This is a genomic window from Pseudomonas sivasensis (genome assembly GCF_021391435.1).
Taxonomy (GTDB): domain Bacteria; phylum Pseudomonadota; class Gammaproteobacteria; order Pseudomonadales; family Pseudomonadaceae; genus Aquipseudomonas; species Aquipseudomonas sivasensis.
In genome coordinates this window covers 4,391,876-4,408,168 of the sequence record NZ_CP090029.1, presented here as the reverse complement: position 1 = coordinate 4,408,168, position 16,293 = coordinate 4,391,876, and the positions used below count along the sequence as shown (strand labels likewise).

The 16,293-nt window shown below is 59.7% G+C and carries 19 protein-coding genes; 10 read left to right on the top strand and 9 right to left on the bottom strand.

What is annotated here, in order from left to right:
• Nucleotides 1–27 precede the first annotated feature (27 nt).
• From LRO94_RS19885 to LRO94_RS19865, 5 genes are all read right to left on the bottom strand, one after another.
• On the bottom strand, nt 28–399 hold the full coding sequence (locus LRO94_RS19885) for a glutathione S-transferase N-terminal domain-containing protein (RefSeq protein WP_032888027.1): 372 nt from the start codon (nt 397–399) through the stop codon (nt 28–30).
• 101 nt (nt 400–500) lie between these two features.
• Nucleotides 501–1,046, bottom strand: a complete 546-nt coding sequence (gene folE, locus LRO94_RS19880) for a GTP cyclohydrolase I FolE (protein ID WP_003442011.1) — start codon at nt 1,044–1,046, stop codon at nt 501–503.
• 78 nt (nt 1,047–1,124) lie between these two features.
• Complete coding sequence (locus LRO94_RS19875; protein WP_032888029.1) at nt 1,125–1,682, bottom strand: Smr/MutS family protein; 558 nt, start codon at nt 1,680–1,682, stop codon at nt 1,125–1,127.
• Nucleotides 1,683–1,756: 74 nt separating this feature from the next.
• Nucleotides 1,757–2,077 carry a hypothetical protein gene (locus LRO94_RS19870; RefSeq protein ID WP_179178648.1) on the bottom strand — a complete coding sequence of 107 codons (321 nt, stop codon included), beginning with the start codon at nt 2,075–2,077 and terminating at the stop codon, nt 1,757–1,759.
• Between the two features lie 142 nt (nt 2,078–2,219).
• Complete coding sequence (locus tag LRO94_RS19865) at nt 2,220–2,810, bottom strand: cysteine hydrolase family protein (RefSeq protein WP_095185465.1); 591 nt, start codon at nt 2,808–2,810, stop codon at nt 2,220–2,222.
• Between the two features lie 239 nt (nt 2,811–3,049).
• On the opposite strand from LRO94_RS19865, the gene prmB reads away from it, so the two are divergent.
• Nucleotides 3,050–3,958: a 50S ribosomal protein L3 N(5)-glutamine methyltransferase gene (prmB, locus tag LRO94_RS19860; RefSeq protein WP_122681113.1), complete on the top strand. Its 909-nt coding sequence runs from the start codon at nt 3,050–3,052 to the stop codon at nt 3,956–3,958.
• A 128-nt stretch (nt 3,959–4,086) separates the two neighbouring features.
• On the opposite strand, the gene LRO94_RS19855 is transcribed toward prmB, so the two are convergent.
• Nucleotides 4,087–4,893, bottom strand: a complete 807-nt coding sequence (locus LRO94_RS19855) for a hypothetical protein (RefSeq protein WP_032888036.1) — start codon at nt 4,891–4,893, stop codon at nt 4,087–4,089.
• Between the two features lie 99 nt (nt 4,894–4,992).
• Nucleotides 4,993–5,955, bottom strand: a complete 963-nt coding sequence (locus LRO94_RS19850) for an alpha/beta hydrolase (RefSeq protein WP_032888038.1) — start codon at nt 5,953–5,955, stop codon at nt 4,993–4,995.
• 142 nt (nt 5,956–6,097) lie between these two features.
• Between LRO94_RS19850 and aroC the strand changes: the two genes are divergently transcribed.
• From aroC to LRO94_RS19830, 4 genes are all read left to right on the top strand, one after another.
• The gene (gene aroC, locus LRO94_RS19845) at nt 6,098–7,189 is read left to right on the top strand and encodes a chorismate synthase (RefSeq protein ID WP_179178649.1); all 1,092 of its coding nucleotides are present in this window, start codon (nt 6,098–6,100) and stop codon (nt 7,187–7,189) included.
• Nucleotides 7,190–7,193: 4 nt separating this feature from the next.
• Nucleotides 7,194–8,360, top strand: a complete 1,167-nt coding sequence (locus LRO94_RS19840; RefSeq protein WP_179180048.1) for an MFS transporter — start codon at nt 7,194–7,196, stop codon at nt 8,358–8,360.
• Entirely contained in the window at nt 8,357–8,887 is a 531-nt protein-coding gene (locus LRO94_RS19835; protein WP_179178650.1) for a 1,2-dihydroxy-3-keto-5-methylthiopentene dioxygenase, read from the top strand. The genes LRO94_RS19840 and LRO94_RS19835 overlap by 4 nt, the downstream gene beginning before the upstream one ends.
• A gap of 207 nt (nt 8,888–9,094) precedes the next feature.
• Nucleotides 9,095–9,364: a response regulator transcription factor gene (locus LRO94_RS19830; protein ID WP_032888046.1), complete on the top strand. Its 270-nt coding sequence runs from the start codon at nt 9,095–9,097 to the stop codon at nt 9,362–9,364.
• Nucleotides 9,365–9,424: 60 nt separating this feature from the next.
• On the opposite strand, the gene LRO94_RS19825 is transcribed toward LRO94_RS19830, so the two are convergent.
• Nucleotides 9,425–9,703, bottom strand: coding sequence for a DUF3509 domain-containing protein (locus tag LRO94_RS19825; protein ID WP_032888048.1), 279 nt, complete (start codon nt 9,701–9,703; stop codon nt 9,425–9,427).
• A gap of 395 nt (nt 9,704–10,098) precedes the next feature.
• Here LRO94_RS19825 and LRO94_RS19820 point away from each other — a divergent pair, with 395 nt between their 5' ends.
• From LRO94_RS19820 to LRO94_RS19800, 5 genes are all read left to right on the top strand, one after another.
• A complete protein-coding gene (locus tag LRO94_RS19820; protein WP_179178651.1) occupies nt 10,099–11,925 on the top strand; it encodes a long-chain-acyl-CoA synthetase in 1,827 nt (608 codons plus the stop codon).
• Nucleotides 11,926–12,019: 94 nt separating this feature from the next.
• Nucleotides 12,020–12,535, top strand: coding sequence for an ankyrin repeat domain-containing protein (locus LRO94_RS19815; RefSeq protein ID WP_032888051.1), 516 nt, complete (start codon nt 12,020–12,022; stop codon nt 12,533–12,535).
• A gap of 41 nt (nt 12,536–12,576) precedes the next feature.
• Nucleotides 12,577–13,107: a hypothetical protein gene (locus LRO94_RS19810; protein WP_032888053.1), complete on the top strand. Its 531-nt coding sequence runs from the start codon at nt 12,577–12,579 to the stop codon at nt 13,105–13,107.
• A 67-nt stretch (nt 13,108–13,174) separates the two neighbouring features.
• Nucleotides 13,175–13,366 (top strand): PLDc N-terminal domain-containing protein, encoded by a 192-nt coding sequence (locus tag LRO94_RS19805; RefSeq protein ID WP_003172956.1) that lies wholly within the window; start codon nt 13,175–13,177, stop codon nt 13,364–13,366.
• A 339-nt stretch (nt 13,367–13,705) separates the two neighbouring features.
• Complete coding sequence (locus tag LRO94_RS19800) at nt 13,706–15,793, top strand: LTA synthase family protein (RefSeq protein WP_179178652.1); 2,088 nt, start codon at nt 13,706–13,708, stop codon at nt 15,791–15,793.
• Between the two features lie 52 nt (nt 15,794–15,845).
• Here the strand turns inward: LRO94_RS19800 and LRO94_RS19795 are convergent, their stop codons facing one another.
• Nucleotides 15,846–15,998 carry a DUF3309 family protein gene (locus LRO94_RS19795; protein ID WP_015885095.1) on the bottom strand — a complete coding sequence of 51 codons (153 nt, stop codon included), beginning with the start codon at nt 15,996–15,998 and terminating at the stop codon, nt 15,846–15,848.
• Nucleotides 15,999–16,293 lie beyond the last annotated feature (295 nt).

Here is a 16,293-nt window from a genome sequence, read left to right as displayed (position 1 = left end):
CCTCCCACATTAGTTTTGCGATGTTTGTCAGATCGCGGCAAACCGCTTATCGAGGTAATCGATGATCACCTTGGAGTCATACATCCAAGTGGTCTGGCCGTTTTCTTCGATGCGCAGGCACGGCACCTTGATCTTGCCGCCTTGCTCCAGCAGGGTCTGGCGGTCCTGCTCGTTGTTCTTCGCATCCTTCAGCGCCACCGGCACATTCAGGCGGTGCAGGGTGCGGCGGGTCTTCACGCAGAACGGGCAGGCGTGGAATTGATACAGGGTCAGGTCCTTGGCCGCTGCGTTCACCTGCGCCTGTTGTTCGGCAGGGCGCTGCTTTTTGCGCGGACGGGTAAGTAAGTCGCCGGCGATGATGACGTGGCCGAGGCCCACTCGAAGTGCTTTGACGAACATGGCTGAAACCTCTTGCCCATGAAGAAGGGGCCGCAGCTTACCTTAATTCTGCAGGCGAAAAAAAACCGGCGATGAACGCCGGTCTTTTTCTGCGCAGCCTATTACTTGATCAGGCTGAGGAACTCGCTGCGAGTGGCCGCGTTTTCGCGGAACTCACCCAGCATCACAGACGTGATCATCGACGAATTCTGTTTCTCCACACCGCGCATCATCATGCACATGTGCTTAGCTTCGATCACCACCGCCACGCCCAGGGCGCCGGTCACTTGCATCACGGCATCAGCGATCTGGCGGCTGAGGTTTTCCTGGATCTGCAGGCGGCGCGCATACATGTCGACAATCCGCGCGACCTTGGACAGGCCCAGCACTTTGCCACTCGGGATGTACGCGACGTGGGCCTTGCCGATAAACGGCAGCAGGTGGTGTTCGCACAGCGAGTACAACTCGATGTCCTTGACCAGCACCATTTCGCTGTTGTCGGAGCTGAACAAGGCACCGTTGGTGACTTCTTCCAGCGTCTGCTCATAACCGCGGCAGAGGTACTGCATCGCCTTGGCGGCACGTTTTGGCGTGTCGAGCAGGCCCTCGCGGGAGACGTCCTCGCCGAGTTGGCCGAGGATCGCGGTGTAATTCTGTTCCAGGGACATGAAACTACCTGTGGGATTTTCGCAAAGCGCAAGGTTACGGTGGCGGACACATCGCTGCAAGCCTGACGATGTCACTTGTTACTCGTCACGGCCTTCCATCATCGTACGCTTGAGCATCACATACACCGCCCCCGCGCCGCCGTGGCGGGCCTGGCAGGAGGTGAAGCCCAGCACTTGAGCGTGTTGGCGCAGCCAGGTGTTGACGTGGCTTTTGATCATCGGTCGCTTACCGTCCAGCCGCACGGCTTTGCCGTGGGTGACGCGTACACAGCGGATTTCGAATTTGGTGGCTTCAGCGAGAAAGGCCCACAGGGTTTCCCGGGCTTTCTCCACGGTCATGCCGTGCAGGTCGAGGCTACCTTCGAAGGGGATCTGGCCGACCTTGAGCTTGCGCATCTGGCTTTCCTGCACGCCATCGCGGGCCCACATCAGCTCGTCTTCGGGGCCGACGTCGATCACGAATTGGTCCGACAGGCCATCCACGGTGGTGGCGTCGGTGCGCACGGTCGCGGCCTGGCGCAGTTTGGCGATTTGCGCCCGATCAGCCTTGGGTTTGCCGGTATCGGCGCGGTCGTGCTTGATCGGCTTGACGCCGCGCAGCTCGTTTTTGAACAGGGAAAAATCGTCGTCTTGCATGTCGGCCTCCGCGAAGGGCGGGCAGTTTACCTAATTCGCGGCGGCCGGGCGCAGGAAACGCTATCCAAGCGCCATCAGTCGTGTTTTTTCATCAGGTGTGCAGCGATATTCAGTGATAACGGCTGGCGCATTTTCCGACGGCTACGACGACACAACCACACGCCCAGCCACAGCACCAGCACGCCGATGCCCAGCAGGAGGGCAGAGCCACCGGGGCTGGCATTCAGTTCGCCAAGGGCCGGTGAATGACCAAACAAGCCGGCGCCACCAGCGCCCGCAAGCAACAAACCTACAATCGCCAGCAACGCGGCAATGCCGGCCACCAGACGCAGACGCCAGTTACTCGGGCCCTTTGGGCGCAAGCGACGAGCGTCAAAACCATCGGATATCTTCATTCCGACCTTTCCTCCAGGGTATCGGCCCTTCGACCGGAAGATACGCGGCTTGTTCCTGTACCCGAGGCAAATGCGCCAAATCAAAAGGCTTAGCGGATGAGCGGGGCAATAAACATTGCCGCGCCGCTCATCAGAAGGGCGATCAGATCAGATCTTTGGTCAGCGCAAGGGTGGCGAAGTTGTCGGCCATGATGGCCATTTCGGTTTGCTGTACGTGCTCGGCAGTCAGGATGCCGCCTTTGTAAGGCAGGTCGCGGGTGGCGCAGGCGTCTTCCACCAGGGTGCAGCGAAAGCCCAGGTTCTTGGCTGCGCGCACGGTGGTGCTGACGCTGGAATGGCTCATGAAACCGCAGACGATCAGGTCCAGGGAACCGAGGTCTTGCAGGTGCTTTTCCAGGCCGGTGCCATGAAAGGCGCTGGGCAGAAGCTTGCCGATAATGGTTTCGTCGCCTTGAGGCTCAAGGCCGGGAATGAACTCACCGCGTTCGCCCTGAGGGTCGAACAGGCCACCGACGGTACCCAGGTGGCGCACATGCACGATCGGACGGCCAGCGTTGCGCGCTGAGGTCACAAGCTGCTTGATATGGTCGACCGCCGCGTCCATGCCCGAGAGGGCGAGTGGACCGCTGAGGTATTCCTTCTGGGCGTCGATGATCACGAGGGTCGCATGGTTCAGGTTGGCTGCTGCGTAACCGCGACCGCTGAGTTGAAACATCGTCTTTGGAACGGACATTCTGGGGCTCCTGTGAGGGGGGCTTTTGCGACATTGTCCACTGGCTGAGCAGTTCTGTGAATCGCTACCATCGTAAGCTACGCCGTTGCTGGCGTGCAGCCATGTCAAGAGGCGGGCTTGTTTAACACAATGCTGGCAAATTGGATGAAATCCGATGGGTGGCGCCAAGTTTTCGTACATCGTCGGTACAGGCGAAGGCTGTTAGAATCGCCAGTCGTTTTTTCCAGGAGTCTGCCCCCGTGATCACTTCCCGCCTGCGCACCTTGCGCGACCATATCCGTTGGGCTGTCAGCCGTTTCCATGGGGAAGACCTGTTTTTCGGCCATGGCACCGACAACGCCTGGGATGAAGCCCGGCAATTGGTGCTCGGCGCCTTGAGCCTGCCGTGGGAAATTGCCGACAGTTACCTGGACTGCAACCTGGAAGAAGAGGAAGTCTCCCATGTGCAACGCCTGCTTCACCGCCGTATCCATGAGCGCGTGCCGACCGCCTACCTGCTGGGTGAGGCCTGGTTCTGCGGCATGTCGTTTATCGTCGACAAGCGTGTGTTGATCCCGCGTTCCCCCATCGGCGAACTGATCGAAAACCGCTTCGAACCGTGGCTGGCCCAACCGCCGGCGCGCATCCTCGATCTGTGCACCGGCTCAGGTTGCATCGGCATCGCCTGCGCCTACGAGTTCCAGGACGCCGAGGTCGTGTTGGGTGACTTGTCCTTCGAAGCATTGGAAGTGGCCAACCAGAACATCGAGCGTCACGGCGTCGACGAGCGCGTATACACCGTGCAGGGTGATGGTTTCGACGGCCTGCCAGGCCAGCGTTTCGACCTGATCGTGTCAAACCCGCCGTATGTGGACGCTGAAGACTTCGCCGACATGCCGGACGAATACCAGCATGAGCCGGAGTTGGGACTGGCCTGTGGCGATGACGGTTTGAACCTGGTGCGCCGGATGCTCGCCGAAGCGGCGGACCATCTGACCGAGAAGGGTTTGCTGATCGTAGAAGTGGGCAACAGCCAGGTGCACGTTGAGGCGTTGTACCCAGAGGTGGACTTTGCTTGGCTGGAGTTCCAGCGGGGCGGGCACGGGGTGTTCATGCTCACGGCCGAGCAGTGCCGGGCGCATCAGGCCGTCTTTGCCGCCAGGGTCTGAGTGGGTCATGCGGTCAGTGTGGGAGGGGGCTTGCCCCCGATGGTAGTGTCTCAGTCAACACATTCATGACTGAATACACCGCTGTTGGGGGCAAGCCCCCTCCCACATTTTTATTGCAGTGCAACCTATTAGCGGTGTGTCGCAATCCAGATCAACAGCCCTGCCTGGAACACCGTAAACGCCACCAGACAGGTGATGGTGAAACGTAGCCCGCTGTCCTCGCGCTTGAACTTGGTGACTTTTTCCTCTTCCTTGCGCAGCTTCACTTCCTGTTCCAACAGGTTCTGTTCGGCCTGTTGCAGCATCTGCGCGGCTTCGAGGATCTCGACGAACTGCACCTTCTCAGTGTTCCAACTGTCCAGCACATCACCGACCTTGCCTGGCTGTACGTTGCCTTTGAGGTGCTGCACATCGGCATACGCCACATCAAAACCCTGAATGCGCAAGAAGTGGTCGCGGCGCAGGCGCGTGGCTTCGTTGAGTGCGTCCTTGTTGGCCAGGTCGACGCCGTCGACGCGGTAGTGCGACCACTTCTTCTTAGCCCAGGCAGCGCCTTGAGCCACGAGGAAACGGCCGATGCCCCGGTTGGCCGGCTCGATTTCCAGGCTGTTGCCCGGACCGAAATGCACGCGATGGGTGTCGTGGTCGACCCATATATCCAAGTGGTTTTGTTCGCGACGCACACGCTGGCCGGGCAACTGAATGACCATGCGCAACAGGCTGTGTTGCTTGTCATTGCGCTCGGCATAGCCGAACTGCACGAACCTCAACGGCCGCAGGCCAGTGGCGCGGTCGGTGGCCAGGGGGGCCAGGCGCAGCATCTTGAAATGTTCGGCCTGGACATCCGCCCACGGCAGAGGCGCCGCGTCGACGGCCTCGGTTTTTTCAGCCGGGGTGTCGGCGGTCGGTTCTGGTGTTGCTTCAGTGGTTGTCATGCGGCGCGATCCTGTCCAAGCCCAGCCAGCCGACAGTCTTTTTGCTGTCGACTCTTGGCTTATCGGCCGTTTTTGCGAGGACTGGAGGCAAATTGTCGCTTAACGGGGTTGAAGTCCGGCGATAAAGCGCACCACGCGGTTACCCAGCTCTGCGGCGAGGGGTAATTGCGGGTCATTGTAGGAGGCCAATTGCTGCTTCACGTCATTGGGCACGATGCGCATGACGTGGTTCATGCCTTCGATCACCGTCAGCTCGGCATCGGGCTTGGCCCTTTTCAGTTGCTGGGCGTCACCGACACCGACCTGTATATCGTTGGTGCCCTGGACGATCAGTGCCGGCATGCGCAGTTTGGCAAAGGCCGCGGACGGATCGGCGCGGAACAGGCTGATCAGGTAAGGCTGCACACTGGGTCGGAAAATAGCCTCCAGCGGGCCAGGTACATCGGCATCCACCTGACCGGCCTTGAGGTGATCGAGGATTTCATTACTGCGCAGCAGCAGGGCAGGGGGCAAGTGATCGGCCAGTTGCTGGCGGATGACCTGGTCCACCGGACGAGCGCTACCTGACAGGGAGATTACACCGGCCGGGTCGAGTTGCGGGGCGGCGAGGGCGGCGACCAGCGCGCCTTCGCTGTGGCCCAGCACAATCAGCGGGCCCATGCGTTTGTCGGCCTTGAGCATGTTGCCCCAGGCCACTGCGTCGGCCACGTAGGCGTCGAGGGTCAGGTTACGCTCGTCAGGTGTGGCGGCGAGGCTTGCCGCCACACCGCGCTTGTCGTAGCGCACGCTGGCGATGTTGTGTCGTGCCAGCACCCACGCCAGGCGCTTGAGACTGTCGTTGCGCGCGCCGTCGGCACTGTTGCCGTTGCGGTCGGTGGGACCGGAGCCCGCGATAATCAGCACCACGGGCACCGGATGGTCGGATTGGGGCAGCAGCAGCGAACCAAACAGCTCGCCGCTGCCGGTGTCCAGGCTGATGGGCCGTTGCAGTACGACGGGGGACGCGGCGTGGGCCACGGCGGTAAACAGGGTGAGGGTAAACAGCAAAACTCGCAGCATCATCGCGCCATCATTGGTGAAGTGTCGGTTGGACCTGTGCCGACCGGTAAGGTTTCGAGGATGAACTAGTCGGTTGGCCCGCGTATACTGGCGCGCTTGGTTATCACCCCCGAGTGATTACAACTGATTTCACGGAGCGCCCTGCATGTCCGGCAATACCTTCGGCAAGCTGTTCACTGTCACCACCGCAGGCGAAAGCCACGGCCCGGCGTTGGTCGCCATTGTCGACGGCTGCCCGCCCGGCCTGGAACTGTCCCTGGAGGACCTGCAGCGCGACCTCGATCGCCGCAAACCCGGTACCAGTCGCCACACTACCCAGCGCCAGGAGCCCGACGAAGTCGAGATCCTCTCCGGCGTCTTCGAAGGTCGTACCACCGGTTGCGCCATCGGCCTGCTGATCCGTAACACCGACCAGAAGTCCAAAGACTACTCGGCGATCAAGGACCTGTTCCGACCGGCCCACGCCGACTACACCTATCACCACAAATACGGCGAACGCGACTACCGTGGCGGTGGCCGCAGTTCCGCGCGCGAAACCGCCATGCGCGTGGCCGCTGGCGCCATCGCCAAGAAATACCTGGTCACCCAGGGCATCGTGATCCGTGGCTACATGAGCCAGTTGGGCCCGATTGAAATCCCGTTCAAGACCTGGGACAGCGTGGATGACAACGCTTTCTTCTGTCCTGACCCGGATAAAGTGCCGGAACTGGAAGCCTATATGGACCAGTTGCGCCGCGACCAGGACTCCGTCGGCGCCAAGATCACTGTGGTCGCCGAGGGCGTCAAGCCAGGCCTGGGCGAGCCGATCTTCGACCGTCTGGATGCAGAACTGGCCCATGCACTGATGAGCATCAACGCCGTAAAAGGCGTGGAAATCGGCGCAGGCTTCGCGTGTGTGTCCCAGCGCGGCACCGAGCACCGCGATGAGATGACCCCACAAGGTTTCCTCAGCAACAATGCCGGTGGCATCCTTGGGGGCATTTCTTCCGGTCAGCCAATCGTTGCGCACCTGGCGCTCAAGGCCACGTCGAGCATCACCACCCCAGGCCGCTCGATTGACGTCAACGGTAACCCGGTGGATGTGATCACCAAGGGCCGCCACGACCCGTGCGTTGGCATCCGGGCTACGCCCATTGCCGAGGCAATGATGGCCATCGTGTTAATGGACCACCTGCTGCGCAACCGTGGGCAAAATGCTGAGGTGCAGGTGAGCACTCCGGTACTGGGCCAGCTGTGACGGGCTGGTTGTGACAGCGCTCCCTTATTGGCGCCTCTCCAGCTTCTACCTGTTCTACTTCGCCCTGCTGGGGGCGACGGCGCCGTTCTTGGCGCTGTACTTCGATCACTTGGGCTTCTCCAGCGCGCGTATCGGCGAGCTGGTGGCCATCCCCATGCTGATGCGCTGCGTGGCGCCCAACCTGTGGGGCTGGCTGGGCGACTATACCGGCCGCCGCCTGGCCATCGTGCGTTTTGGCGCAGTGTGCACCCTGGTCGGTTTTTCGCTGATTTTCGTCAGTAAGACCTACGCCTGGCTGGCTTTGGTGATGGCCCTGCATGCGTTCTTCTGGCACGCGGTGCTGCCGCAGTTTGAAGTGATCACCCTCGCGCACCTGCAAAAACAGACGTCGCGCTACAGTCAGGTACGGTTGTGGGGCTCCATCGGCTTTATCCTCACCGTGGTGATCATGGGCCGGCTGTTCGACTGGCTGAGCCTGGATATCTACCCGGTGGTGGTCGTGGTGATCATGGCCGGGATTATTGGCGCGAGCCTGTGGGTGCCGAATGCGCAGCCTGCCAGCCAGGGTAATCGCCTTGCCGGTGAGGGTTTCCTCAAGCAGCTGCGTAGCCCTGGCGTGTTGGCGTTTTACGCGTGTGTTGCGCTGATGCAGATGAGCCATGGGCCGTATTACACCTTTCTCACGCTCCACCTTGAGCACTTGGGCTACAGCCGTGGCGTGATCGGCATGCTGTGGGCCTTGGGAGTAGTGGCCGAAGTGCTGATGTTCCTGGCCATGAGCCGTATCCTCACGCGCTTCTCGGTACGTCGGGTGTTGATGGCCAGTTTCCTGTTGGCGGCGCTGCGCTGGTTACTGCTGGGCTCGTTTGCCGAATTTCTTTGGGTGCTGCTATTGGCGCAGGTCATGCACGCGGCTACCTTCGGCAGCTTTCATGCAGCGGCGATTGCCTTTGTGCAACGCAGCTTCGGCGATAAACAACAAGGCCAGGGCCAGGCGCTGTACGCCGCTTTGGCCGGCACCGGCGGTGCGCTGGGCGCGCTGTATTCCGGTTATAGCTGGAACCTGTTGGGGCCGACCTTCACCTTTAGTATTGCCAGCGTCGCCGCCCTGGCCGCGGCCGTTATCATGGGTCTTCGATTGCACGAACAGAACCAAGGAACCCTTCAATGAGTTATGTCGCTGTCTACCACGTCGCTTCACCGGATACGCCGAACAAGGTCTTGACCCATGCCGAAGACATCGCTGCGACCCTGGCCGAGCACGGTGTGCGGTTCGAGCGCTGGCAGCCCAGCCCGATCGAGAAGGGCGCCAGCGAGGCTGAAATGATTGCCGCCTATCAGCCGCAGATCGACGCGCTGGGCGACGTTTCGGTGGAGGTGTTCAGTGTCACGAGCGACCACCCTCAGAAGGACGAGCTGCGGGCTCGGTTCCTCTCTGAGCGCCGTAACAGCGAAGATGAAGTGCGTTTTTTCATCGCGGGCCAGGGCCTTTTCAGCCTGCACATAGGCGACTACGTATATGCCGTGCGCTGCGAGAAAAACGACCTGCTGGCGATCCCGGCCGGCATGGCGCACTGGTTTGATATGGGCGAGAACCCCCACTTGGTCACACTGCACTTAGCTAAAACGGTGCAAGGGGCGGTCCCGGCATTCACCGGCGATGATATTGCCAGCCGTTTCCCAGGTTTGGATGATTGAAACCAGGCAGCTGGAATGTTCAATCCCGCCAAGTTGGAAGTTGTTGTGGGAAGAGGCTTAGTTGCTTGTAGGGCTTGGCTGTTTATCGCGGCCAATGCGCACTGAAACCATTCGTTATGTAACTCTTTGCGGCACCAGTTGTATCACCTGTCAATAGGAGGAATCCGAAGGGTGATAGGAGATCAGCCAAAAAGAAGGAGAAATGTAATGAATGGGCCAGAGGAGCCGTGTCCGCCGCCGTATTTCGTGCCCAACGCGCTCAGGAGACGCCTGAGTTTGTCCGGCAAGCCGCTGACCCCAGCGGAATTGGAGATCTTACGCTGGGCTTCCGAGGGCAAGACCGTCTGGGAAATCAGTCAGATCCGTGCGACGTCCGAGGCTACCGTCAAATTTCACCTGCGCAATATCTACGGAAAATTGGAAGTCACCAACCGTGTACAGGCGATGAACGAGGCCGCGCGCCAAGGCCTGTGCTGACCTCAACGAAAAAGGGCCGCGACGCTCAACGGCGTCGCGGCCCTTTTTTATGTGCAGTACTTAAGCCGAATGGTAAGTCGGCAGGGCAAAGCGGTTCTGGCTTTGCAGCATCGAAATTTGCGGCAGGTCACTGGCTTGCTCGGCCAGGTCGCGGCGAATGGCACTGATCACCCAGGTAAGTTGGTCGGCAGTGTGCAACTGCTGGTAGGAGATCGAACGCTTGACCTGTTTGCCCTCACCATTGCGCAGTGTCAGCAGGATGCCGCCGTCTGGACGTGGCTGGGTGGTGACGTCGTAGTTGGAGAATACTGAAGCGAATTTATCTTGGATCAGGCTCATGTCTATCAGCTCCGTTGGCTCAATTTGGCAAGCATGGAGTGATAGGTGCAGTGATTGTGCCAGCTCCTGATTTATTAAAATATCCTTGTAAATCAATGGCTTATAAAAAATTGAGATTTTCAGATTCGTGCAAATTGCATGAAGGGCCATCATGCATCCTGCATTTTGCGTTACTTGGCGCGGCCGGATGGGCATGCCGCTATCCATAAAGACTCCCTTTGCGGGGCTAAATTCCCTTTTTCAGTCGTCGTCTGTTGGGATACAAAACTTTTCAAATCCCGCGTGTACAGTCGAAGAAGGGCTGACGTATTTTCCTTCAATGCACTCGGCCTCCTTCTTACGGAGAAATGGGTGCTTTTGGATCATACGAACAATAAGAAAAAGGATGTTCCACCATGAGCCACCCGCAGAACGACATGATCACCTGGGGCAAGCTGTTGCGTAAGGTGCCCTCCATTGTTCGTGCCCTGCCACGCGTTGTGCGTGGCATGCGTGCCGCCAATGTCACAGACCCCGCGCAGCCTTGCGGATTGGGCTGGCACTTTGAGCAAGCCACCCTGCGCAATCCGGATGGCAACGCTTTGTTGTATGGCGATCAGGTGCTCAGCTATACCGAAGCCAACCAGCGTGCCAACCGTATCGCCCATCACCTGCACGCCCAGGGCATCGGCAAGGGTGACGTGGTGGCTCTGTTTGTTGAAAATCGCCCCGAATTACTTTTGAACGTGCTCGCCGTGGCCAAGCTGGGTGGCATCTGCGCGATGCTCAACACTGCGCAAACCCAGGCGGCGCTGGTGCACAGCCTGAACCTGGTGAGCCCAGTGGCCATTATTGTCGGTGCGGAACTGGTGGCCTCCTATGAAACCGTGCGGGATCAGGTCGCGATCAAGGCTGATCGAACCTGGTTCGTCGCCGATCAGCAATCCACCGAGGTGCCCGACGGTTATATCGACCTGATGGCGGTCAGTGCCGAGTGCCCGCTGGACAATCCGGCCAGCACCGCGCAGGTCTTCTTCAATGACCCGTGCTTCTATATCTACACCTCCGGCACCACCGGCCTGCCCAAGGCCGGGATCATGAAGCATGGCCGCTGGACCAAAACGGCCGTCAGCTTCGGCAGTATCGCCCTGGACATGGGGCCGGATGACGTCCTCTATTGCACCTTGCCGCTCTACCACGCCACCGGATTGTGCGTGTGCTGGGGCTCTGCAATTGTCGGCGCGTCAGGCTTTGCCATCCGCCGCAAGTTCAGCGCCAGCCAGTTCTGGGACGATGCGCGCAGATTCAAGGCAACCACCCTCGGTTATGTCGGCGAGTTGTGCCGTTACCTGCTCGACCAGCCGCCCAGTGGAAACGACCGTGATAACCGCGTCACCAAGATGGTCGGCAACGGCCTGCGCCCTGGCGTGTGGGCGCAGTTCAAGGCGCGCTACGGCGTTGAGCATATCTGCGAGCTGTACGCGGCCAGCGACGGCAATATCGGCTTTACCAACGTATTGAATTTCGACAACACCATCGGCTTTTGCCTGCAGCATTGGGCTCTGGTGGACTATGACCACGAAGGCGGCGAGCCGCTGCGCGGCAGCGATGGCTTTATGCGTAAGGTGCCCTCGGGCGGGCAGGGGCTGTTGCTGGCGAGGATCGATGAAAAATCGCCCTTCGACGGCTACACCGATCCGGAAAAAAATCGCCGGGTGGTGCTCACTGACGTGTTTGAAAAGGGCGATCGCTACTTCAATACCGGCGATTTGTTGCGCAGCATCGGCTTCGGCCATGCGCAATTTGTCGATCGCCTTGGGGACACTTACCGCTGGAAGGGTGAAAACGTCTCCACCACCGAGGTCGAGAATGTCCTGCTGCAACACCCCCAGATCGCCGAAGTGGTGGCGTATGGCGTTGAGATCGAGAACACCAACGGGCGCGCGGGCATGGTCGCCATCACCCCCAGCGAGTCCCTGGCCGCGCTGGACATGCGCGAGCTGCTGCAATTCGCCCACGGCCAGTTGCCAGCCTATGCGGTGCCATTGTTCCTGCGGATCAAGGTCAAGATGGAAACCACCGGTACCTTCAAGTACCAGAAGGTCAAGCTCAAGGAGGAGGCTTTCGATCCGGACAAGGCCGGCAATGACCCGGTGTATGCCTGGCTGCCGGGTTCGGACTGCTACGTGCCGGTCACCGGGCAATTACTCGCGCAGATCCAGGGCGGTCAGTTCCGCTATTGATTGTGGCTATGGGGGCTTTTGACAAAAAAGCCATGACAGGTGGGAACTCCCTCGCGACACTGGCGCCTATTCAGTACCAGATAAGGAGCCCCACATGTCCGACCAGCCTAAACAAATGACCGAAGACGAAGCCGCCGAATTTGCCGAGCAAGTCTTCGACGTGGCCCGCCGCGGCGACGCGGCCATGCTTGCCGCGCTGTTGGCCAAAGGCTTGCCGGCCAATTTCCGCAACCACAATGGCGACACCCTGCTGATGCTCTCGGCCTACCACGGCCACGCCGAGGCGGTGAAAGTGCTCCTGGAGTTCAAGGCCGATCCACTGATCGCGAACGACAAGAACCAACTGCCGATTGCCGGTGCAGCCTTCAAGGGCAACCTGCCGGTGGTCAAGGCGCTGATCGAGGGTGGGACGCCGGTAGAAGCCGCGTCCTCAGACGGTCGCACCGCGCTGATGATGGCGGCGATGTTCAACCGCGTCGACATGGTCGATTACCTGCTTGGTCAGGGCGCCAACCCCAAGGCCACAGATGCCCAGGGCGCGACGGCGCTGGCAGCGGCCCAGACCATGGGCGCGGTGGATACGGCGGCGCAGTTGCAGAAACTGGTGTAGGCTTTGCGCCCTCAAAAACCAGCCCGTTACAGGATCGCCCCATGAAAACCGCCCTCGTCGAACTTATCAGCAAAATCAGCGCCGGGGTCATGGGCGAGGACGAGGTCGCGCGCATCGCCGATGAGGCTGCCCAGGCCTACGCCGATCCTGCTGCATTTCTGGCAGCCAACCCAGACATCAACTACGACGACACCTTCCCGATTCCTTTGGGGGAGTGGGTGGTGGTCGGCAGCCTGCCAGAGACCGTGCTGTTCCAGGCCGACACCTATGGCGATCTGTTTGCGCAGATCGTCGCCTCGTTCGGTCCGGGTGTCGCGTTCAACCTCAAGCCCAAGCAACTGGCCAAGGCTGACGGCCTCACCGCGCTGAACCGCATCCAGATCCAGATGAGCGCCCTGAGCCCGGAGGATGGCGGCTATGTGCTGCTTGATTTCAGCCTGCCCTTGGATGACGAAATCCAGACCGTATTGGTGTTTGGCAACGACCTGCCACGGGTGCTTGAGCTGTGCGCCGAAGTCGGCATCAAGGCGGAGCCGTCCCTGGAAGCGCTGAAGGTGGCGGTCCACGTCTGAAATAAAACGGAACCCCTGCCAGGGCTGACTATCCTACAAGTGCATGCCCTCACTTAGGAGCGACACCATGGGTTCCACATTTAATGGCTTGATTGGGCTGATCATCCTCGCGCTGGATATCTGGGCGATCATCAATGTGTTTAAAAGCGGCGCGAGCACTGGCGCCAAGGTGTTGTGGATCCTGTTGATCCTGCTGCTGCCGGTACTGGGCCTGATCATCTGGGCGATTGCCGGGCCACGGGGTAACGTGCGGATTTGATCGCTTCACTCCGTCTGGAGTGGGCACAGTAAATGTGGGAGGGAGCTTCTCCCGATAGCGGTGTATCAGCCACTCATCTGGCATTGACACATTGCGATCGGGAGCCAGTCCCCTCCCACATTTCGTTTCAGGATGCCTGTGTGATTTTTGTATCGAAATATTCGCTGTACAGAATTTTCACAACCCATCCAAGACAATTCTCCGGCTTTTTCTGCCTGCTATTAAAGGCGGTGCAGCGGTGCACGTTCAGTAATTAATAGCCTTGCTGTGATTGATCGGGCACCATTCGCGCCACCGCGATATTTCGTCACTTAAACTTCCAATGGGTCCTGAAACGACATGGCAAACCCGGACGCCCTGAGTCAGCAGCGAGCTTCTAATCGCCTGCTGCAACCGACCGTCAAATCCCATCTGGCATACACGCTGCTCTGCGCACTGGTCATGATGGTGATGTTCTCCCTGCTGCGCCTGGCGCTGCTGGTGTACAACCGCGAGATGATCCTCGACACCCCGGCCTCGACCTTCCTGGAAGCGTTCGCCAACGGCCTGCGTTTTGACATACGCCTGGTGGTGTATCTGCTGATCCCGCTGCTGCTGGCACTGTTCAGCGTACGGGCCATGGCCGCGCGTGGGTTCTTCCGTTTCTGGCTGACCATTGCGTCCAGCATCGCCCTGTTCCTGGGCTTGATGGAGATGGACTTCTACCGCGAGTTCCACCAGCGCCTCAACGGCCTGGTTTTCCAGTACGTGAAGGAAGACCCGAAAACCGTGATGAGCATGCTCTGGTACGGTTTTCCGGTGGTGCGCTACCTGCTGGCCTGGGCCTTAGGCACGCTGATCCTGAGCATCGCCTTCAAAGGCGCTGATCGCGCGACGCGCCCACGCGGCCCATTCAGCGGTGGCAGTATCGGCACCCGCCAGGTCGCGCCGTGGTACAGCCGCATCGCGGTGTTCGTGGTCTGCCTGCTGATCGCTGTGGTTGCCGCCCGTGGCACTCTGCGTCAGGGCCCGCCGCTGCGCTGGGGCGACGTGTACACCACCGATTCGAACTTCGCCAACCAGTTGGGCCTCAATGGCACCTTGTCGCTGATCGCGGCGGCCAAGGCTCGGTTCGGTGAGGACCGCGCCAATATCTGGAAGGCCACTCTGGATCAGCCGTTGGCGACCCAGACCGTGCGCGACATGCTGGTATTGCCCCAAGAGAAACTGGTCGATACCGACACCGCCGCCGTGCGCCGTGACTACATGCCGCCGGCCGAGAAGACCCTGCCGATCAAGAACGTCGTGGTCATCCTGATGGAAAGCTTCGCCGGTCACTCGGTAGGCGCATTGGGCCGTCCGGGCAACATCACGCCATCCTTCGACAAACTGTCCAAGGAAGGCCTGCTGTTCGACCGCTTCTTCTCCAACGGCACTCACACCCACCAGGGTATGTTCGCCACCATGGCCTGCTTCCCGAACCTGCCAGGCTTTGAATACCTGATGCAGACACCGGAAGGCAGCCACAAGCTGTCGGGCCTGCCGCAGTTGCTCAGCGCGCGTCAGTTTGACGACGTGTATGTCTACAACGGCGACTTCGCCTGGGACAACCAGTCGGGCTTCTTCAGCAACCAGGGCATGACCAACTTCATTGGCCGCAACGACTTCGTCGACCCTGTGTTCTCTGATCCGACGTGGGGCGTGTCCGACCAGGACATGTTCAACCGTGGCCTGCAAGAGTTGAAAGCCCGCGAAGGCGGCAAGCCGTTCTACGCACTGCTGCAAACCCTGTCCAACCACACGCCGTACGCGTTGCCGACGCCATTGCCGGTCGAGAAAGTCACTGACCGTGGCAGCCTCAACGAGCATTTGACGGCCATGCGTTACTCCGACTGGGCCCTGGGCCAGTTCTTTGAAAAGGCCCGCAAGGAGCCGTACTTCAAGGAAACCCTGTTTGTAATCGTGGGCGACCACGGCTTCGGCAACGAACAGCAGATCACCGAGATGGACTTGGGCCGCTTCAACGTGCCAATGCTGATGATTGCACCGGGCATGCAGGAGAAGTTCGGCGAGCGTGACCACACCGTGGGCACCCAGATCGACATCGTGCCGACCATTATGGGCCGCCTCGGTGGCGACACCCTGCACCAATGCTGGGGTCGTGATCTGCTGAACCTGCCGGAAGGCGACAAAGGCTTTGGCGTGATCAAGCCTTCGGGCAGCGACCAGACCGTGGCCTTGGTCACCGCAGACCGCATCCTTGTTCTGCCTAAGGAGATGCCACCGAAGTTGTGGGAATACGAACTGGGCGCTAACCCGACCGGTAAGGTGATTCCTGAATCGCCGGACGAGGCTGCGTTGAAGCAGAAACTTGAGTCTTTCCTGCAGACGGCCACCAAGAGCCTGTTGGATAACACCGCCGGCGTAGTTGACGGCAAGCCGGACTAATTAACCGGCAATAAAAAAGAGGCCTTTTCAGGCCTCTTTTTTTATGCGGTTTTTATATCCGGCCGAGCAACAACAACACCAGCAGGACAACCAGAACAACACCCAGGATACCCGACGGGCCATAGCCCCAGTTGCGGGAGTGCGGGAAGACTGGCAGACCACCGACCAGCAGCAGGATCAGGATGATGATTAGAATGAGGCTCATGGTTTTATTTCCTTATAGGCCTTGTGCAAGGACTGATGATTTAACGTTACGACCGCAGGTTTAATTACGAGCGCCTTAACAACTCCGACTCCTGCGCTTCGCATAAAATTCCGTGTTTTTTTAAAGCATTTTGCAAACACGCTTATTTCTTTTAATGCGCTCGCAGCTGCGTCGTACTAGTTGAAAAAGATTGAACTTAGGCAATGCGCAAGCATCCGACCCGGCCCACGGTTTGCCTGGGGCATTCATCAATCTGATGGTGCGTGGGTGCAGGAAAAACCTTCGCTACACTGCC